Genomic DNA, 19,334 nt, shown 5'->3' on the forward strand with positions numbered 1-19,334 from the left:
AAGTCTCCTTGCTTGCGGCGTCATCGCCGTTCAACAACCCGAATTCCCTGCGCGCCGGCCAGAATGGCGACGCTCCCAAGCCCGATGAACAGGCCGTGCTCGACCACGCCCGGTATGGCGCTGAGCAGATTGGCAAGACGCGGCGGGTCGCCGATCCGGCCGAGATGGGCATCGACGATCCAGTGGCCGCCATCGGTGACAAAAACGTGACCGTCCTTGCCCTTCCGGATGACCATTTCGCCGGACACGCCGGCTTCGGCGAACGCCCGCGCCATCGCGGCCCGGGTCGCGCGCAGCCCGAACGGAATCACCTCGACCGGCAGCGGAAAGCGTCCGAGCACGTCGACCCATTTGCTGTCATCGGCAATCACGATCATGCGAGCACTGGCGGCCGCCACGATCTTCTCGCGCAGCAGCGCGCCGCCGCCGCCCTTGATCAAATTGAGCGCGGGGTCGATCTCGTCGGCGCCGTCGACGGTAAGGTCGAGATGGTCGACCTCGTCGAGTGTGGTCAGCGGCACGCCACAGCGGATCGCATCCGCCCGTGTCGCCTCCGAAGTTGGCACGCCGATCACCTTCAGGCCCGAGCGGACCTTGTCGCCGAGCAGTTCGACGAAATGCTTGGCGGTCGACCCGGTGCCGAGCCCGAGCTTCATGCCGTCGCGCACCTCTTCGAGCGCACGCGCCGCCGCCTGGCGTTTCAGTGCATCCATATCCACGTGCCGTTAGCCCCTTGTCGTTGCGGGCACGCCATCGGGCGGCCCGGCGGGCGCATATCTAGCCTCGATTCACGGGCAGGAATAGCGCCAACAACAGGCCATCCTTAGTCGGAAACCGCGTCCATTGCGGCCAAAATCGCCGAAAAACGCTCCTCGACCTCGGCTCGCATCCCCGGATGGGTGAAAACATAGAGCCGCTGCTCGCGGATCGCGGCCAGCACCTGTGCGCCGACCGTCGCCGGATCGAGGCCGGCCTCGATGCGGCGGCCGATCTCGGCAACGATGGCGGCCTCGATGCTCGCGGGATCGTGGCGCCGGGTCGGGCCGTAATGCTCGGGCCGGTTGCGGCCGCTGTCGCCGATCCGGGTCCGGACATAGCTCGGACAGAGCACGCTGACGCCGATGCCGAGCGGCTTGAGTTGCGCCCACAGCCCCTCGGAGATGCTGACGACGGCGAATTTGGTCGCCGAATAGGGGCTGAGACCGAGCCCGGCATTCATCCCGGCCATCGATGCCGTGTTGACGAAGTGACCGCCCTCGCCGTGCTTGCGGATATGCGGCAGGAAGCTCCTGATCCCGTGCACCACGCCCATCAGGTTGACGTCGACCACCCAACGCCAGTCGTCGACCGAGATCCGCTCAAGGCCGCCGCCGGCCGCGACACCGGCATTGTTGCAGACGATGTGGATGTTGCCCAAAGCGAGGAAGGAGGCCTGCGCCGCGCCGTCGACGCTGGCGGGGTCGGCGACATCGCAGACGATGCCATGGGCGTTCGCCCCGGTGGCGCGCAACCCAGCGACGGCCTTGTCGAGCGCGCCGTTCTCGATGTCGGCAAGCATCACCTTCATGCCTTCGCGGGCGAATGCGGTCGCCATCGCCAGTCCGATTCCGCTGGCCGCGCCGGTGACAAAGGCGCCCTTTCCGGCAAGTTCCCGCACCAATGCCTCCCCAATTTCATGACGCGTTGACATCTACTCTTGCATCGCGGCGCACGGCCCGATAGCGAAAAGCATCATGTCCGCCTCCGCTCCCCCATCATCGTGTTCGATCTCGACGGCACGCTGGTCGACACCGCGCCCGACCTGATCAGCGCGCTCAATTACGTGCTCGACCGCGAGGGTCTGCGGCCGGTGCCGCTGTCGGCGGCGCGCAACATGATCGGCGCCGGCGCGCGCAAGCTGCTTGAGCGCGGGCTCGAAGTAGATGGACGCGAGGTCACCGTCGCCGATCTCGACCGCCTGACCGTGGATTTCGTCGACTATTACGCCAAGCACATCGCCGACGGCTCGCGCCCGTTCGAGGGGCTCGAAGCCGCGCTCGATCTGCTCGCGGCCAAGGGCCATCGCTTCGCGGTCTGCACCAACAAGCTGGAATGGCTGTCCAAGCTGCTGCTCGATCGGCTTGGCCTGACCCCGCGTTTCGCCGCGATCTGCGGCCAGGACACGTTCGGCGTCGCCAAGCCCGACCCGGCGATCCTGCGCGAGACGGTGGCTCGCGCCGGCGGCCAGCTTCCCGGTGCGATCATGGTCGGCGATGCCGGCCCCGATGTCGGCGTCGCCCGGCGCGCCCAGGTCCCGGTGATCGGGGTCGATTTCGGCTATACCGACGTACCGATGAGCGAGCTGAAACCCGACCGGCTGATCAGCCACATGCGCGATCTGCCGGATGCCGTCGCCAGCCTCATCGCCCGATAAATATTCCGCAATACATTGATATTGCTTGGCAATATTTTGCCATGCGATTCCGGCATTAACCATCGTTTAACGAGCGGGCCTGGCGCTGTTGCACGTCTGTTCCGACGCTCCTATGGTTACCGCGGGGATTGTGGCTGATAGCCGCAGTAGAGTGTGGATCATGCGTCATATCATCGTGTTGGCGGCCGCCGGTTTGAGTCTGGCTGGCTGCTCCTCCTTCTCATTGGATTCGTTCAAGTCGGCACCGCCGCCGATGCAGGTGCAGCTGGATTCTGCGCCGCAGGGTGCGGATGCCGTGACCTCGATCGGACCGGGCTGCAAGACGCCCTGCTCCGTGACGATCCCGGCGCCGGAGACCAATTTCTCCGTCACCTTCAACATGCCGAAGTTCCAGCCGGCAAATGTACCGGTGACGGTGACCCGCACGCCGGGCGACTTCACCAGCCCGGCCACCACCACGCTCGATCCGAGCCCGGTGTTCGCCCAGTTGCAGCCCGCCGGCCCGCCGCCGCGCGCGCACAAGATGCGCCCGAAGCACAGGAAGCCGAAGCCGGCCGCAGCGGCGCCCGCCGCCGCAGCTCCTGACTCGGCGTTCCCTGCTCCGGCAGCTCCGCCGCCGGCCGCAGCGCCCGCACCCAGCCGCTAGCGCCGTCTGGTCCGGCGCGCCCGAAGAAGGTACGCGCGATTGCACTGCACAAGAGCCCGGCCCACAGCCGGGTTTTTGGTTTTGGAAGAAACACATCGGCGATTGCGATCACGCATCGCGCGATATGCCTCATCTATCGCTTTGCAGGTTGCGGATCATCCTTTGGAACGCATTGTGACGGCGTGCCAACATGCATAGATTGCGTTCAAGGGCCGGGCACGGCTCACCAGGCAGGGAACGGATCGCAAGGCCCGAACGGAATGAACGGATCCACGCAAGCGCATTCTGACACGCTGTTTCGTCCGATGACCGATCCGTTCGGCCGGACGATCCGCTATCTGCGCGTCTCCGTCACCGACCGCTGCGACCTGCGCTGCTTCTACTGTATGTCGGAAGACATGACGTTCCTGCCCAAGGCCGATCTGCTGACGCTGGAAGAGCTCGACCGGCTCTGCTCGGCATTCGTCGCGAAGGGCGTGCGCAAGATCCGCCTCACCGGCGGCGAGCCGCTGGTCCGCCGCAATGTGATGGGCCTGGTGCGCTCGCTGTCGCGCCACCTCTCAAGCGGCGCACTCGACGAATTGACCCTGACCACCAACGGCTCGCAGCTCGCCCGCTTCGCGCAGGAGCTGGCCGATTGCGGCGTGCGCCGGGTGAACGTTTCGCTCGACACGCTGGATGCCGCCAAGTTCCGCGCCATCACCCGCTGGGGCGACATCGACAAGGTGTTGTCCGGCATCGAGGCGGCACGCTCGGCCGGGCTCGCGGTCAAGATCAACGCCGTGGCGTTGAAGAACATGAACGAGGACGAGATCCCCGCGCTGATGCAATGGGCGCACGGCAAGGGCATGGGGCTGACGCTGATCGAGGTGATGCCGATGGGCGACATCGGCGAAGGTCGGATCGATCAGTATGTGCCGCTGTCGCTGATGCGCGCGCGGCTCGAGAAGCACTACACGCTGACCGACCTCGCCGACGATACCGGCGGCCCTGCCCGCTACGTCAGGGTCGCCGAGACCGGCGGCAAGCTCGGCTTCATCACGCCGATGACCCACAATTTCTGCGAGGCCTGTAACCGGGTGCGGATCACCTGCACCGGCACGCTGCACACCTGCCTCGGCCACGAGGATGCCTCCGACCTGCGCCGGCCACTGCGCGCCTCCGCGGACAACGACCTGCTCTCCGCAGCGATCGACCGCGCGATCGGACTGAAGCCGAAGGGCCACGACTTCATCATCGATCGCCGCCACAACCGCCCGAGCGTCAGCCGCCATATGAGCGTGACCGGCGGCTAGGGCGTCAGGATCACACCATATCGCCGTCCGCGTCACGCGCACGCGTCAGTTGCCCATTCCACGTCCGCCGCATCTCGTCCCACATTCGTGATGACGACGACGCGCCTCGTGTCGGCAAGACGGGCACACCGAGTTCCCTCTCCAATAAAAGTATAAACTGCGAGGGTTTGCCCGATGTGCGGCCGTTTGCGCGGGTATTATCGTCGGCATCAATCGCCGTGGTTGAATCGTCATCGCGCCCGGCCATGATGACCTTGACCAGTAATCCAACGATCCGAGTTAGGATTGATTCTAATTCAAATTGTATTTTCTATTGACTCACCTAAAAATTGTTATAGAAGCGAACTAAAAAATGGGGTGGCCATGATTATCAAATCAGCCCTTCGCCGTTTGCTTCTCACTGCGGCTCTGCCCATTGCTCTTGTGGCTTTGTCCTGTCCGGAACTCGCGTTTGGCGCGAGCGATACCGAATCCGGCGCTGCCGGTAGTGCCGGCGCAAATGGCGTCAACCCAGGTGATCCAGGCGGACAAGGCAGCGTGGGCGGATCAGCTAACGCCACCGCGGCTGGCGCCGGCGACAGCAGCAATAACGCGGCAGCATACGGCGGGTCCGGAGGGGCCGGAGGATCCGGGGCGGTCGGCGGCAATGCCGGAGCCGGCGGTGCAGGAGGCGGTGCGACAGCCACTACGACCACTTCCGTGGCTACGGGGTCCTCATCTGCGACATCTTTTGCAAAAGGCGGATCTGGCGGTGCTTCAACTTCACCAGGCGCGGGCGGCGCCGGGGGACCAGGCGGTCAGGGCGGCTCGGCGGCGGCAACGAGTTCCGCAACGACCGGAAACTCCTCTTCCACGAATATCACCGCGAGTGCAGTCGGTGGAAGCGGCGGCACGGCCTCTTATGCCGGTGGGACCGGGGGAGCCGGCGGAGGTGCGAGCGCGACCGCAAGTGGCAGTTCGAACGGTGGCGCCGTCCAGGTCAACGGCACCATCATCGGCGGTGCAGGCGGCACCGGCTACTACGGCGCCAGCGGCGGCAATGGCGCGGCGGCGAACATCAACAACATCGTCTCGGGTTCGACGACCGGAACGCTCAATCTAAACCAGTCCGCCAATGGCGGCGACGGCGGTTCGTCCTACGGTGGCGGCTATCCAGCGGTTGGCACGGCCGGTGCCGGCGGCAACGCTTCCTCCACGCTTTCCCTCAACGATACTGCGGCTTCGTCTTTGAACGCCGGTTCCAATGCGTATGGCGGGGCCGGCGGCTTTGCGGACGGCGGCGGCAATTCCGGCGTTGCCGGAGCGGGCACGGCGACAGCCGCAGTTGCCGCCACGGGAGCGGCGGCGGCCACCTCAAATGCGCATGGCGGCCTAGGCGGTGGCGTCGGCGCTGGCAGCGGGTTGACCGGTGGCGCAGCCACCTCGAGTGCGAACGTGAGTTCGACCGGCAGTTCTTCCAGCGCGGACGCCTATGCCCAGGGCGGTGCCGGCGGGCTTGTCCAGGGCGGCAGTGGCGGAGCCGGCGGCTCCGGCGGCGCCGGCTCTGCGACCGCCGTTGCGGCGAGCACGGGGGCGAGCAGCGCTTCTGCCAGCGCCAACGGCGCGGGCGGCGACGGCGGTGTCGCCTACTACGCCGGCAACACCGGAGGCAATGGCGTAAGCGGTACAACCTCCGCATCCGCCACGTCCGGCAGCGGCACCGTCCAGGTCTACGGCACCATCACCGGCGGTTCAGGCGGCACCGGCTACTACGGCGCCCGCGGCGGCAATGGCGCAGCGGCGAATGCCAGCAACATCGTCTCGGGGTCGACGACCGGATATCTCAATCTTAGCCAGTACGCCAATGGCGGCGGCGGCGGTTCGGCCTACGGCAATGGCACTCCGGCCGTTGGCACGGCCGGTGCGGGCGGCAATGCTGCTTCCACGCTGTCCATCAACGATACTGCGGCCTCGTCTTTGAACGCCAGTTCCAATGCGGCTGGCGGGGGCGGCGGATATGCGGACGGCGGCGGCAATTCCGGCGTTGCCGGAACGGGCACGGCAACGGTCGCAGTTACGGCCACGGGAGCGGCGACGGGCACCTCCAACGCTTATGGCGGCCTAGGCGGTGGCGTCGGCACCGGCAACGGGTTGACCGGCGGCGCAGCCACCTCGAGTGCGAATGTGAGCTCGACCGGCAGTTCTTCCAGCGCGAATGCCAGTGCCCAGGGCGGCGTGGGCGGCATTCTCCAGGGCGGCAGTGGCGGAGCGGGCGGCTCCGGCGGAGCCAGCTCTGCGACCGCCGTTGCGGCGAGCATCGGGGCGAACAGCGCTTCTGCCAGCGCCAACGGCGCGGGCGGCAGCGGCGGTGTCGCCTACTACGCCGGCAACATCGGAGGCAATGGCGTAAGCGGTACGGCCTCCGCATCCGCCACGTCCGGCAGCGGCACCGTCCAGGTCTACGGCACCATCGCCGGCGGTGCAGGCGGCTCCGGCTACTACGGCGCCCGCGGCGGCAAACGCCAACAACATCGTCTCGGGGTCGACGACCGGAAGTCTTTACCTTAACCAGTCCGCCAATGGCGGCAACGGCGGCACGTCCTACAGCAACGGCTATCCGGCTGTTGGCACCGCCGGTGCTGGCGGCAACGGCTCCTCCACGCTGTCCATCAACGATACGGCGGCTTCCTCGATCAACGCCTCTGCTTCCGCGAAAGGCGGAGCCAGTGGCTTTTCTGATAGTGGCAATTATGGCGCTGCCGGTTCAGCGAACGCACTCACCAATGTGACCACGACAAACTCAGCCTATGTCGTTGGCACCGCCAGTGCGGTCGGTGGCACCGGTTTTGGTATCCAAGGAGGCGCCGCGGCCGCAACGGCGCGAATTGCGGGCGCCTCGAATGGGTATGCCAAGGCGAGCAGTCAAACCCAAAGCTCGCTCGGATCGGCTTACACGTCGGCCAACTCGCCGGTCGGCGGCCCGGCCAGCGCGGTAACCCAAGTATCGATCGGCACGTCCGGTATCGCTTCAGTTCCATCGATCCTGGCGGGTCAGAGCTTGTCGACCGCCATTCTGTCGCCGTCAACGGGCGGAGCCCTCGCGATCGGCGGGATGTCGATCGGCTATGGTGGCTCCGGTGAGTCTTTGACCTACACCACCACCGCCCAGTTCTCGAATATTGCACAGAATGGCAATGTTCTCCTCACCTTCCTCGATCACGGTGTTCTCGGTGACGGTTTCTCGTCGATGACGTTGGATATCGTGATCAACGGCACCGGCCACAACTACGCATGGAACGATTTGGCCAGCGCCGAGACCTTCTTCAGCCACGACACGCTGGATTTCGGACCATACAGCGGCAACCTCAGTCTACAGTTGTACTGGAGTCTAACGTCGCAGTCGCCGGGAGATGGATTTGGTTTCGATTATGCAATCGGAAACTACCAGGTCAGCGCCGTTCCGGAGCCGTCGACCTGGGCAATGATGATCATCGGATTTGCGGGTCTCGGCTTCATGAGCTGGCGCAAGGTTCGATCCTCAAAGGCAAGCTTCGCTTGATTCATCGCCAATGCGATACAAAAAGGCCGCAGCTTGCGGCCTTTCTCATGCTCGCTTGATCTTCTCGGAAAACCGCCGCGCACTTTTCCGGATCATGCTTTAGCTGGATTTTTGTCTTGACGCGTCTTCACGCGAGCCGGCCCCCACCCCGCCTCCGATGCCTTCCCTGTCCCCCGATTACCGAGGCGGGACAACGGTTTGGCGCGGTGTCAATTTGCCCATTTTCCGATTGACGGCGCACCACCGCGCTGGTTTGGTGCCCCGGCTTTCACGCTAGCCAGGCCGGATAGGCCGCTGCCCCCTCGGCTGTCGCCGACGATCCGGCAGCCAAGAGCAGCCAACAACGGCGGAAGCGGATTTCGGGGGAGGAAGATCGTTTTGCAACTGCTCCTGAAGATGAGCCGTGGCTCCGTGTGCATGCGCGCGGCGGCCAGATGATGCTTGAAGAGATATTCGGCGCGCAGACCGCGCGACCGCGGAGATCGTGATGCGCCCATTGTTGGCTCTAAGTCAGGCCATCGATCGACTTAACGAGAAGATCGGCACCATCTGCAACCTGCTCGTGCTGATCGCCTGCCTGGTCAGCGCCGGCAATGCCATGATCCGCTACGCGTTCAGCTACTCCTCGAACGGCTGGCTCGAGGCGCAGTGGTACATGTTCGCGATCCTCGTGATGTTCGGCGCCTCCTACACCTTCAAGCGCAACGAGCACGTGCGCGTCGAGATCCTCTACCTGATGCTGTCCGAACGCGGCCAGCTCTGGCTCGACCTGATCGGCACGCTGTTCTTCCTGATCCCGTCCTGCCTGCTGCTCGCCTATCTGTCCTGGCCGTTCTTCTACCAGGCCTACGCGGTCGGCGAGATGAGCGGCAATGCCGGCGGCCTGCTGCGCTGGCCGATCAAATTCGTTGTCCCGTCCGGCTTCGTGATGCTTGCGTTGCAAGGCGTCTCAGAGGTGATCAAGCGGATCGCCGCGCTGCAGGGCTATGTGACCATCGACGCGAAGTATGAGAGGCCGACGCAATGATCACGCTGGAGATGATGCCGCCCCTGATGTTCGGCGGCCTGATCGTTGCGATGCTGATCGGCTATCCGGTGGCGTTCACGCTCGCCGCGGTCGGCCTGTCGTTCGGGTTCCTGTCGATCTATCTCGGCTTCTTCGACCTCAACTTCCTGCAGGCGATCCCGGGCCGCATCTTCGGCAGCGTGCTGTCCAACGAGCTGTTGCTCGCAATCCCGTTCTTCACCTTCATGGGCGCGATATTGGAGAGATGCGGGCTCGCCGAGGACATGCTGGACTCGATGGGCCAGCTGTTCGGCCCGATTCGCGGCGGCCTCGGCTATTCCGTGATCATCGTCGGCTTCATCCTCGGCGCCATCACCGGCACCGTGGCGGCACAGGTGATCGCGATGGCGCTGATCTCGATGCCGGTGATGATCCGCTACGGCTACAACATCCGCTATATCACTGGCGTGCTGGCCGCGTCCGGCACCATCACGCAACTGGTTCCCCCCTCTCTCGTCCTCATCGTGCTCGCCGACCAGCTCGGCAAGTCGGTCGGCGACATGTATCTCGGCGCCTGGGGCCCGTCGGTGTTCCAGATCCTGCTGTTCGCCGGCTACACCTTCCTGCTCGGCATCTTCAAGCCGAGCCACGTGCCCGCGGTGCCGCTCGAGGCGCGCACGCTGTCCGGCTGGGCGCTATGGAAGAAGTGCCTGCTCGGCATCATCCCGTCGGCTGTGCTGATCTTCGTCGTGCTCGGCACCATGATGATGGGCCTTGCGACCCCGACCGAGGCCGGCGCCATGGGCGCGGTCGGCGCCATCGTGCTCGCCGCCATCCACCACAAGGATTTCAGCGCGACCGGCAGGAAGGTGCTGATCGCTGGCGTGATCGCCGGCGGCATCGGCACCATCGTCGCGATGCTCTACACCGAGAACCTGATCTTCAAGCTGGCGTTTGCGATCACCTATATCGCCGTGGTCTGGATCTGCATCGAAGCGGTGAAGATCCCGGACCTGCGCGACCTGATCAAGCAGGGCTATGAGACCACCATGCGCATCACCTGCATGGTCACCTTCATCCTGATCGGTTCGACCTGCTTTTCGGTGGTGTTCCTCGGCGTGTCCGGCGGCACCTGGCTTGAGCACCATCTGACCTCGCTGCCCGGCGGCGTCTGGGGCTTCCTGATCTTCATCAACATCTTCATCTTCTTCCTGGCGTTCTTCCTCGACTTCTTCGAGATCGCGTTCATCATCCTGCCGATGATCGCGCCGATCGCCCAGAAGGTGCTGGCGCCGGTGGTGGGCCCCGAGGCCGCGCTGATCTGGTTCGGCGTGATGCTGTGCGTCAACATGCAGACCTCGTTCCTGCATCCGCCGTTCGGCTTCGCGCTGTTCTATCTGCGCGGCGTGGCGCCGAAGGAAGTGAAGAGCTCCGACATCTACTGGGGCGCCATGCCCTGGATCGGGTTGCAGGCGATCATGGTGGCGCTGGTGATCGCATTCCCGGTCGTCGTCACCGGGCTGCTCGACAAGCCGATCGATGTCGACCTCAACAAGGTCAAGATCGAGGTGCCGCAGATCGACCTGCCACCGCTCGATTTCGGCCAGCCGAAACAATAATCGGCGCACGGCATGCCTCGCACGAGCGTGGCATGCCGTGACGGTTGACGGCGATGGAGAGGCCTGTGAAGACACGGGGATCGTCCCCAACTGACAGACCTCCGTCCATGCCCTACTCCCGGTTCCCCCACTCGTTCGTTCGCCCGCTGATGCTCTCGCTCGGCTTCGCCCTCGCCGCCGGCGTCGCGCGTGCCGCACCGGAGGCCGATCTGCGCGCGCTGGCCCAGCAGGAGCAGCAGCCGCTGCTCGACACCCTGCGCGACCTCGTGCAGATCGAGTCCGGCAGCAAGGACATCGAGGGCCTCAACCAGATTGCCGAGCACGTCGCTGGCGAACTGAAGAAGATCGGCGGCACGGTGGAGATCCTGCACTCCACCGATGTCTACCGGCTGGACGACACGCCCGAGAAGGTCGGCCCCGCCGTGCAGGCCGTCTTCACCGGCACCGGCAAGGCGAAGATCATGCTGATCGCCCACATGGACACGGTGTATCTCAAGGGCATGCTGAAGGACCAACCGTTCCGCATCGACGGCGACAAGGCCTATGGCCTCGGCATTGCCGACGACAAGCAGGGCGTTGCCACCATCATCCATGCGGTGGCCCTGCTGCAGAAGCTCAATTTCAGGAACTACGGCACGCTGACGGTGCTGATCAACGGCGATGAGGAAATCTCCTCGCCCGGCTGGCGCAGCACCATCACCCGCCTCGCGGCCGAGCAGGATGCGGTGTTCTCGTTCGAGGGCAGCGATGCCAACGGCACGCTCCGCCTCGCCACCAGCGGCATCGGCTCGGCCTATCTCACCGTGCATGGCAAGTCGTCGCATGCGGGCGCACGGCCGGAAGGCGGCGTGAATGCGCTCTACGAGCTGTCCTACCAGGTGTTGCAGATGAAGGACCTGTCCAAGCCCGAGCAGGGCCTGAAGCTGAACTGGACGGTCTCCAAGGCCGGCAGCAACCGCAACGTGATCCCCGCCGACGCCTCGGCGCAGGCCGACGCGCGCGCGCTCAAGGTTTCCGATTTCGATGAGCTCCAGACCGCGCTGCAAGACAAGATCAAGAGCCGGCTGTTGCCGGATTCCAAGGTCGACCTGAAGTTCGAGGTGCGCCGCCCGCCGCTCGAGGCCACCGACGCCTCGCGCCGCGTGGCCGGCCATGGCAAGGCGATCTACCAGGAACTGGGCCTGTCGCTGAACGTGGCAGAGAGAGCTACCGGCGGCGGCACTGACGCCGCGTTTGCCGGGCTCAAGACCAAGGGGGCCGTGGTCGAAGGCATGGGCCTGTCCGGCTTCGGCGCGCACTCCAACGATGCCGAATACGTCCAGCTCAACAGCATCGTGCCGCGGCTGTACCTCACCACGCGCATGATCATGGACCTGTCCGATGGCAAGGTGAAATAGGCCGGAGATCAGGCCGCAGCAGGCTCCGCCTTACGCGAGGCGGAAGCCCAGCGTGAACTGGGCGCCGCCAGACGGCAGGTTCTCCACCTTGACCGTCGCATCGTGATCTTCGACGACGCCGCGGACGATCGACAGCCCGAGCCCGGCGCCATCCGTGCGCTGGCGCTGGCGGTCGCCGCGCCAGAAGCGCTGGAAGATCAGGCCCTGCTCGGCGGGCGCAATCCCCGGCCCGCAATCCCGCACCTGCACCGAGCCGTCCTCGCGCACCTCGACATCGACAGAGGTCGCGTCGGCGGTGTACTTGATGGCGTTTTCCGCCAGATTGAAGATCGCGCGCTGGAGCATTTCTGCATTGCCCCTGACTCGCACCGGGCCATCGGTGCCGCGCAGCGCGATGTCCTTGCGTTGTGCCAGCGCATAGGGCGCGATCGAGCCGACCACCTCGGCGCAGACCGCGCGCAGGTCCGCGGTCTCGCCGGGGTCCAGCACCAGCGTATCGAGCTCGGCGATCTCCAGCAGCTGGCTGACGATGCGGCTCATGCTCTCGATGTCGGCATGCAGCTCCTTGGTCCCCTTCGCTTCATCCAGCGTCTCGATCCGGGTCCTGAGGATCGCGAGCGGGGTGCGAAGCTGATGCGCGGCATCGGCCGTGAACTGGCGCTGCACGTGAAACCCCTCCTCCAGGCGGTCGAAGGCCTGGTTGACGGCGGTCACCAGCGGCAGGATCTCGCTCGGAATCCCTTCAGTGGGGAGACGGATGTCGGTCCTGGCGGGTCCGATGCTCCTGGCTTCCTCCGAGGCCCGCAATAACGGCGTCACGGCGCGACGGAAAATCAGGATGTCGGTGGCGAGCAGGATCAACAGGATCGGGATGGTGATCCAGCCAACCCGCCGGAAGAAGTTGGAGACGATGTCATCGATGATCACGTCGCGATGCGACAGATCCTCGGCGACCTGGATGCGCAGTGTCTGGCCGCCGAGCAGCTTGGTGGCGCTGGCCCCGGAAATCCGGTCGGCCGCGGCGGGCAGCCGCGGCGCGCCGCGATGCGACGAAAACAGCAACTGGCCGTCGGCATCGTAGATGTCATAGCGGTAACGGCCATAGGCGTCGGAATAGAGCCCCCGCAGGCTGTCCGGCAGGTTGAGCACGACCTTGCCGGCGGCATCGACCGAGAGGTTCTGGCCGAGGTCCGCGGCCTGATCGCGCATCGCCTCGCGATGCAGCTGGTTGATCTCCGAATTCAGCAGCCACAGCAGCAACAGCGGCAGGAAGATCGCAGCGACCGCGACCGCCACGATGTGCAGGAACACGATCCGCGAGGTCAGCGACGCGAAGCGGAACACGCCTATTTCTCCTCCGCCATCAGATAGCCGACGCCGCGAATGGTGTGGATGATGATCTTGGCCTGGTGTTCGGCGAGCAGCTTGCGCAGCCGCGACACGTAGACTTCCACGGCATTCGAGGCGACCTCGCCCGACAGGCCGAAGATGTGGTCCTCGACGTTCTTCTTCGGCACCACCCGCCCTTGCCGCCGCAGCAGGATCTCCAGCACCGAGGTCTCGCGCGCCGAGAAGACGTGCGGAACGCCGTCGACGAACACCTGCTTGCTCTCGGTGTCGTAGACGAGATTGGCGAGCTTCAGCGACGAGCCGAGCAGCTGGCCGGGCCGGCGCAGGATGGCTTCGAGCCGCGCCACCAGTTCTTCCAGCGCGAATGGCTTGGCCAGATAATCATCCGCGCCGCTGCGCAGGCCGTTGACCCGATCCTGAAGACCGTTGCGCGCGGTCAGCACCAGGACCGGCAACGGGTCGCTCCTGCGGCGAAGCTCCGACAGCACCGCCAGACCATCGCCGTCGGGCAGGCCGAGATCGAGGATCATGGCAGCATAACTGACGCTGCGCAGCGCATCGCGCGCCTCGGCCACGCTGTTGACGAGATCGGATTCATAACCCGCTGCCATCAGCCCGCTGGCGAGCAGTCGCGAGAGCTCGACATTGTCCTCGACGATCAGAAGGCGCATCGCAGCAATCCTGTCTTCACCCAAGCGTGCCCGTACCCAAGCGTGCCTGTTCGCACACCCGATTGCGATAGGCCAGCTATTCCGGAAATTCCGGGACGGACCGCTCCGCAGGCAATGGCAACGTGCAAACGACGCGCATTTCGGCAGACCGCCCCGGCCACGCAAAACAGGCTATGTTTTTTCTATGGACGGCTCGGTTCGCGCCTACAAGAAATAGATGAAAGCGCCTATGCTGCAACGTAAATTCGGTTGCGACCGCCGTCGTTGTGCAAAGCAGTGTAAGGCTGGCGTAAGCTGGTCCTGATAACAGGTTCCGGGCCTCGCCAAGACCAATATCCCTGTCCGCGATGCGGTTAGGTTTCGGGTTCTTGTGCGGCCTCTCCAACCTCGGCGAATCAGGCGGGCGATGTCATTTCGGATGAAGTATGCGGGATTTGTAGCGCTGCCCGTGGTGGCTGGGTTGCTGGCGGGCGCGTGGCTGCTGGTGCGCACCAACGGGGTCGAGAGCGTCAAGGCAGCGCCGACCAACACCGCGTCCGATGTCAACGTCGACGAGCAGTATGTCGTCCTGACCGACAAGCAGGCCGAGAGCCTCAAGGTCATTCCCGCGGAACAGCGTTCCTTCAAGACGCTGAAGAACGCGGTCGGCTCGATCGATTTCAATCAGAACATGCTGGTGCAGGCATTCACGCCGAATCCCGGACGAATCGTCGATACATTCTTCAACGTCGGTGACGAAGTGAAGAAAGGCGATACGCTGTTCACCATCGACAGCCCTGATCTGCTTCAGGCCGAATCCGGACTGCTCGCCTCGGCCGGTGTGCTCGAGCTGCAAACCAGGACGCTCGCGCGGGTCAAGCAATTGCTCAAGACCGGTGGCGGCGCGCAGAAGGACGTGGACCAGGCCACATCGGATCAGCAGACCGCCGAAGGTAATTTCAAGGCGGGGCGCGACGCGGTTCGGCTGTTCGGCAAGACCGATGCAGAGATCGATCGCATCGTCGCCGACCGCAAGGTCGATTCCATCCTGGTCGTGCCGAGCACGATCTCCGGCCGGATCATCGCGCGCAATGCCGCACCCGGCCTCTATGTGCAGCCCGGCAACGCGCCGGCGCCCTATTCGCTCGCCGACATCTCGACGATGTGGATGGTGGCCAACGTGATCGAAACCGACGCGCCCGCCTACCGGATCGGCCAGCCGGTCGAGGTACGGGTGCCGGCCTATCCCAACGAGGTGTTTCGCGGCCGCGTGACCACGCTCGGCCTCAACATCGATCCGAATTCGCACCGCCAGCTGGTGCGTTCGGTGATCGACGATCCCCAGCACAAGCTGCGCGCCGGCATGCTCGCCAGTTTCACGATCGAAACCGAACCGCCGAAGACGTCGGTCAGCGTGCCGATCGACGCGGTCGTGCGCGAAGGTGACGGAACGATGACAGTGTGGGTCACCAGCGATGGCCGGCGGTTCAACCGGCGATCGGTGAAGATCGGAATGGAACAGAACGGCTGGCGTCAGATCCTCGATGGCGTTGCCGCCGACGAGAAGGTCGCCTCCACCGGCGCGATCTTCCTCAGCAACAAGTTTGCCAACGCAGCCACCGGATAGCGGTGAGCTGCGAGATGAGCCGCGCGTTCCTCCGTTCCAGACCTAGTGCAGTAGTCCAGTGATCAAGAGCATCCTCCAGTTCGGTCTGACACGAAGCGCCGTCATCGTGCTTGGCCTCGCGGTATTCTGCGCCGCCGGCATTGCCGCATTCTACAAGCTGAACATCGAGGCCTATCCCAATCCGGCGCCGGTGATCCTCGAGATCACCGCGCAGGCCGCCGGCCTCTCGGCCGAGGAGATGGAGAAGTACTACACGATCCCGATGGAGGTCGGCCTCTATCCGACGCCCGGCGTCGTCAACATCCGCTCGACTTCGTTCTACGGCCTGTCGTTCGTGCGGGTGACCTTCAAATACGGCGTGGACTATTATTTCGCGCTCACCCAGGCCACTAACAGCATCACCCAGAACGTCCAGCTTCCCGGCAACCAGGTACCGCAGATCCAGCAGTCCAGCCTGGTTGGCGAGATCTACCGCTACCAGCTCGTCGGTCCGCCGAATTTCGGCCTGACCAATCTCAGGACATTGCAGGACTACGTCGTCGCCCGCCGGCTGATGACGCTTCCGGGCGTGGTGCAGATCAACTCCTGGGGCGGCACCACCAAGCAGTTTAACGTCGACGCCGACCTCGAGAAGCTCGAGGCCTACAACATCACCGTGCCGCAACTGATCAGCGCGCTCGGCAATTCCAACGTCAATGTCGGCGGCCGCGAGATCGCGATCGGCCAGCAATCGGTCAACATCCGCGGCATCGGCCTGATCAATTCCGGCGGGGAGGACGATGTCACCAAGGGCTACAGGGTTCGTGACATCGAGAATATCGTGCTGACCCAGTCGAACGGGCTGCCGATCCAGATCAAGGACGTTGCCAACGTCTCGGTCGGCTATGTGCCGCGGCTCGGTATCGCCGGAAAGGACAAGGACGACGACGTCGCCGCGGCGATCGTCGTCATGGGACGCACGCAGCACACCAACGACATCGTCCCCAGGGTCGAGGAGGAAGTCGCCAAGATGAACAGCGATGGCACCCTGCCCCGGGTGTCAAGGTCGTGCCCTATTACGACCGCACCTCGCTGGTCAACGTCACCACCCACACCGTGCTGCACAATCTGGTGTTCGGCTGCCTCCTGGTGTTCGTGATCCAGTGGGTGTTCCTCGGCGATCTGCGCAGCGCGCTGATCGTCAGCGCCAACATCCCGTTCGCGCTGTTCTTCGCCATCATCATCCTGGTGCTGCAAGGCGAGGACGCCAACCTGCTGTCGCTCGGTGCGGTCGATTTCGGCATCATCGTCGATTCCGCCGTCATCATGATGGAGAACATATTCCGCAACTTCCAATCCGCGCCCGAAAACCGGCTGCGCGTGCTGCAACACCTTGCGCAGGGCTATTGGGGGAGCGATCCGACCACCGCACAGAACGGCCAGCCCGCGCCGGGCTGGACCGAGCGGTTGCGCATGATCTTCGTCAGCGCATTGCAGGTCGACAAGGCGGTGTTCTTCACCGCCGCCATCACGGTCACCGCCTTCGTGCCGCTGTTCACGATGCAGGGCGTCGAAGGCCAGATCTTCGGGCCGATGGCGCGCACCTACGGCTATGCGCTGGCCGGCGCGCTGCTGGCGACGTTCACGGTGACGCCGGTGCTGGCCTCCCTGCTGCTGCCGAAGCAGATCGAGGAGACCGAGACCGTCATCGTGCGCTCGCTGCGCAAGGCCTATACGCCGGTGCTGCGCTGGTCGCTGTCGCACTTGAAGGTCGCGGTCGCGGCCGGCCTCATCTTCCTCGGCCTCAGCGTGCTCGCCGCAAGCCGCCTCGGCAGCGAGTTCCTGCCGGCGCTCGAGGAAGGCAATTTCTGGATCCGCGCCTCGATGCCGCCGACCATGTCGCTCGATGCCGGCACCAACCCGACCCGCAAGATGCGCGAGATCCTGCTGCGTCATCCCGAGATCATCACCGTGGTGTCGCAGCACGGCCGTCCCGATAACGGCAGCGACGCTTCGCCATTCTCGAACGTCGAGCTGTTCGCGCCGATCAAGCCGTTCGACCAATGGCCGCCCGGCCTGACCAAGGAAAAGCTCACCGAGGAATTGCAGCGGGAGTTCGACCAGGAACTGCCCGGCGTCACCTTCAACTTCTCACAGTATATCCAGGACAACGTCGAAGAGGCGCTGTCGGGCGTCAAGGGCGCCAACTCGGTCAAGATCATCGGCCCGAACCTCGCCGTGCTCGAGCAGCTCGCGGGCAAGGTCTCGCAGGAGATGGCCAAGATTCGCGGCGTTGCCGACCTCGGCATCTTCCATCTGGTCGGGCAGCCGAACCTCAACATCAGGGTCAACCGGGAGAAGACCGCGCGCTACGGCCTCAACACCGGCGACGTGACGACCGTGGTGCAGGCCGCGCTCGGCGGTACCAACGCCACCACGGTGCTGGAGGGCGACCGGCAGTTCGGCGTGGTGGTTCGGCTCGACCCGAAATTCCGCGAGAGCATCGATTCGGTGCGCGAGATCAAGGTCGCCTACCAGACGCCATCGGGATCCAACGCCTACATCCCGTTGAGCGAACTCGCCGACATCTCGCTCGATACCGGCGCATCGTTCATCTACCGCGAGCGCAGCCAGCGCTACATCCCGATCAAGTTCAGCGTGCGCGGCCGCGATCTCGGCAGCACGGTGGCAGAGGCGCAGCGGCGCGTCGCCGACGCGGTGCCGCTACCGACCGGATACCGGATGATCTGGTCGGGCGAGTTCGACAATCTGGAAGCCGCCAAGGCGCGGCTGCTGATCGTGGTGCCGGTGACGCTGCTCCTGATCTTCGTGTTGCTGTACAGCCTGTTCAATTCGCTGCGCGACAGCCTGCTGGCGCTGGCCGGCATCCCGTTCGCGGTCGGCGGCGGCCTGATCGCGCTGTATCTGGCTGGGCTCGACTTCTCGATCTCGGCCGCGATCGGCTTCATCTCGCTGTTCGGCGTCGCGGTCATGGACGGCATCCTCAACATCACCTACTTCCGCGAATTGCGGGCCTCGGGCATGAGCATTGCGGAAGCGGTGTTCAACGGCGCCGAGCAGCGCATGCGGCCGATGCTGATGACGGCGCTGTCCGCGGGTGTGGGCCTGTTCCCGGCCGCGCTGTCGCATGGTATCGGTAGTCAGGTGCAACGGCCGCTTGCGACGGTCGTGGTCGGCGGCATGTTCATCGGGCCGCTGCTGCTGCTGATCGTCGCACCGGCATTGCGCCAGATCTTCCTGTCGCGCGAGCGTGTCGCCTCACCCGACGAGACGCCTGCCGCGGCGCCGCCCGAAGCAGCGCATTAGAGGCGCCCGGTCATGTACGCCCTCAGCGCAAAATTGCCTCATCATGCAGCCGCCGCGCCGATCCGCGCGCTGGCGGTGGCCTTCGGCACACTCATGCTCGCGAGCTGCGCGGTCGGTCCGAATTTCTCCTCGCCGCCCGCGCCCGACGTCGCCGGATACACGCCGGAGAAATTGCAGTCGCCCGGTTCCGACGCAGCCGGCCCCCGCGTGACGAGGCAACGCTTCGTCAACGGGGCCGACATCCCGACCATGTGGTGGGCCGCCTTCCGCTCGACGCCGCTCAACGAGCTGATCCGCCTGACGGTGGAGCATAATCCGTCGTTGCAGGCGGCCGAGGCATCGATCCGGGTGGCAAATTACAACGCCCTGGCGCAGCGCGGCCTGTTCTTCCCGCAGGTCGGCGCGAACTTCACGCCCTCCGACCAGTTGGTGTCGAACGCCCAGTCCGGCCCCGGCAACACGGCGCAGGAGCGCTACTCGCTGTACA

At 64.9% G+C, this 19,334-nt stretch carries 13 protein-coding genes and 3 pseudogenes; 11 read left to right on the top strand and 5 right to left on the bottom strand.

All coding sequences use genetic code 11. The features are described 5' to 3' along the window. Nucleotides 1-20: 20 nt before the first annotated feature. Both rpiA and CWS35_RS28490 read right to left on the bottom strand, forming a co-directional pair. The gene (gene rpiA, locus CWS35_RS28485; RefSeq protein ID WP_371682807.1) at nucleotides 21-713 is read right to left on the bottom strand and encodes a ribose-5-phosphate isomerase RpiA; all 693 of its coding nucleotides are present in this window, start codon (nucleotides 711-713) and stop codon (nucleotides 21-23) included. Between the two features lie 110 nt (nucleotides 714-823). After that, nucleotides 824-1,657 carry an SDR family NAD(P)-dependent oxidoreductase gene (locus CWS35_RS28490; RefSeq protein WP_100956739.1) on the bottom strand — a complete coding sequence of 278 codons (834 nt, stop codon included), beginning with the start codon at nucleotides 1,655-1,657 and terminating at the stop codon, nucleotides 824-826. A gap of 102 nt (nucleotides 1,658-1,759) precedes the next feature. Between CWS35_RS28490 and CWS35_RS28495 the strand changes: the two genes are divergently transcribed. The 8 genes and pseudogenes from CWS35_RS28495 to CWS35_RS28530 all read left to right on the top strand — a co-directional run bounded on the left by CWS35_RS28495 (nucleotide 1,760) and on the right by CWS35_RS28530 (nucleotide 11,914). After that, nucleotides 1,760-2,413 carry an HAD-IA family hydrolase gene (locus tag CWS35_RS28495; RefSeq protein WP_210202737.1) on the top strand — a complete coding sequence of 218 codons (654 nt, stop codon included), beginning with the start codon at nucleotides 1,760-1,762 and terminating at the stop codon, nucleotides 2,411-2,413. 160 nt (nucleotides 2,414-2,573) lie between these two features. Continuing rightward, nucleotides 2,574-3,059 (top strand): hypothetical protein, encoded by a 486-nt coding sequence (locus CWS35_RS28500; RefSeq protein ID WP_024582293.1) that lies wholly within the window; start codon nucleotides 2,574-2,576, stop codon nucleotides 3,057-3,059. A 260-nt stretch (nucleotides 3,060-3,319) separates the two neighbouring features. Then, nucleotides 3,320-4,354 carry a GTP 3',8-cyclase MoaA gene (gene moaA, locus CWS35_RS28505; protein ID WP_100954966.1) on the top strand — a complete coding sequence of 345 codons (1,035 nt, stop codon included), beginning with the start codon at nucleotides 3,320-3,322 and terminating at the stop codon, nucleotides 4,352-4,354. A 699-nt stretch (nucleotides 4,355-5,053) separates the two neighbouring features. Further along, nucleotides 5,054-6,901, top strand: coding sequence for a hypothetical protein (locus tag CWS35_RS28510; protein ID WP_157817252.1), 1,848 nt, complete (start codon nucleotides 5,054-5,056; stop codon nucleotides 6,899-6,901). Between the two features lie 889 nt (nucleotides 6,902-7,790). After that, a pseudogene (locus CWS35_RS40725) lies at nucleotides 7,791-7,892 on the top strand (PEPxxWA-CTERM sorting domain-containing protein); the annotation flags it as partial. 487 nt (nucleotides 7,893-8,379) lie between these two features. Next, entirely contained in the window at nucleotides 8,380-8,919 is a 540-nt protein-coding gene (locus tag CWS35_RS28520) for a TRAP transporter small permease subunit (RefSeq protein WP_024582297.1), read from the top strand. After that, nucleotides 8,916-10,517, top strand: coding sequence for a TRAP transporter large permease subunit (locus CWS35_RS28525; protein ID WP_024582298.1), 1,602 nt, complete (start codon nucleotides 8,916-8,918; stop codon nucleotides 10,515-10,517). Before CWS35_RS28520 ends, CWS35_RS28525 begins: the two co-directional genes overlap by 4 nt. Before the next feature lie 107 nt (nucleotides 10,518-10,624). Continuing rightward, nucleotides 10,625-11,914: a M20/M25/M40 family metallo-hydrolase gene (locus tag CWS35_RS28530; protein ID WP_168226386.1), complete on the top strand. Its 1,290-nt coding sequence runs from the start codon at nucleotides 10,625-10,627 to the stop codon at nucleotides 11,912-11,914. A gap of 30 nt (nucleotides 11,915-11,944) precedes the next feature. On the opposite strand, the gene CWS35_RS28535 is transcribed toward CWS35_RS28530, so the two are convergent. Further along, on the bottom strand, nucleotides 11,945-13,258 hold the full coding sequence (locus tag CWS35_RS28535; protein ID WP_029879375.1) for a cell wall metabolism sensor histidine kinase WalK: 1,314 nt from the start codon (nucleotides 13,256-13,258) through the stop codon (nucleotides 11,945-11,947). Between the two features lie 2 nt (nucleotides 13,259-13,260). Continuing rightward, entirely contained in the window at nucleotides 13,261-13,935 is a 675-nt protein-coding gene (locus tag CWS35_RS28540; RefSeq protein WP_024582300.1) for a response regulator transcription factor, read from the bottom strand. Between the two features lie 418 nt (nucleotides 13,936-14,353). Between CWS35_RS28540 and CWS35_RS28545 the strand changes: the two genes are divergently transcribed. After that, nucleotides 14,354-15,541, top strand: coding sequence for an efflux RND transporter periplasmic adaptor subunit (locus CWS35_RS28545; RefSeq protein WP_024582301.1), 1,188 nt, complete (start codon nucleotides 14,354-14,356; stop codon nucleotides 15,539-15,541). 58 nt (nucleotides 15,542-15,599) lie between these two features. Beyond that, a pseudogene (locus tag CWS35_RS28550) lies at nucleotides 15,600-18,847 on the top strand (efflux RND transporter permease subunit). A 41-nt stretch (nucleotides 18,848-18,888) separates the two neighbouring features. Here the strand turns inward: CWS35_RS28550 and CWS35_RS40730 are convergent. After that, a complete protein-coding gene (locus tag CWS35_RS40730; protein ID WP_371682884.1) occupies nucleotides 18,889-19,131 on the bottom strand; it encodes a hypothetical protein in 243 nt (80 codons plus the stop codon). Between CWS35_RS40730 and CWS35_RS40735 the strand changes: the two are divergent. Then, a pseudogene (locus CWS35_RS40735) lies at nucleotides 19,097-19,300 on the top strand (TolC family protein); the annotation flags it as partial. The gene CWS35_RS40730 and the pseudogene CWS35_RS40735 overlap by 35 nt on opposite strands. Nucleotides 19,301-19,334: the final 34 nt, after the last annotated feature.

This window comes from Bradyrhizobium sp. SK17 (assembly GCF_002831585.1).
GTDB lineage: Bacteria > Pseudomonadota > Alphaproteobacteria > Rhizobiales > Xanthobacteraceae > Bradyrhizobium.

Coding starts and splice junctions, on each gene's coding strand:
- moaA (WP_100954966.1), top strand. CDS start 3,320: ATGAACGGATCCACGCAAGCGCATTCTGACACGCTGTTTCGTCCGATG.
- CWS35_RS28545 (WP_024582301.1), top strand. CDS start 14,354: ATGAAGTATGCGGGATTTGTAGCGCTGCCCGTGGTGGCTGGGTTGCTG.
- CWS35_RS28520 (WP_024582297.1), top strand. CDS start 8,380: ATGCGCCCATTGTTGGCTCTAAGTCAGGCCATCGATCGACTTAACGAG.
- CWS35_RS28530 (WP_168226386.1), top strand. CDS start 10,625: ATGCCCTACTCCCGGTTCCCCCACTCGTTCGTTCGCCCGCTGATGCTC.
- CWS35_RS28540 (WP_024582300.1), bottom strand. CDS start 13,935: ATGCGCCTTCTGATCGTCGAGGACAATGTCGAGCTCTCGCGACTGCTC.
- rpiA (WP_371682807.1), bottom strand. CDS start 713: ATGGATGCACTGAAACGCCAGGCGGCGGCGCGTGCGCTCGAAGAGGTG.
- CWS35_RS28500 (WP_024582293.1), top strand. CDS start 2,574: ATGCGTCATATCATCGTGTTGGCGGCCGCCGGTTTGAGTCTGGCTGGC.
- CWS35_RS28525 (WP_024582298.1), top strand. CDS start 8,916: ATGATCACGCTGGAGATGATGCCGCCCCTGATGTTCGGCGGCCTGATC.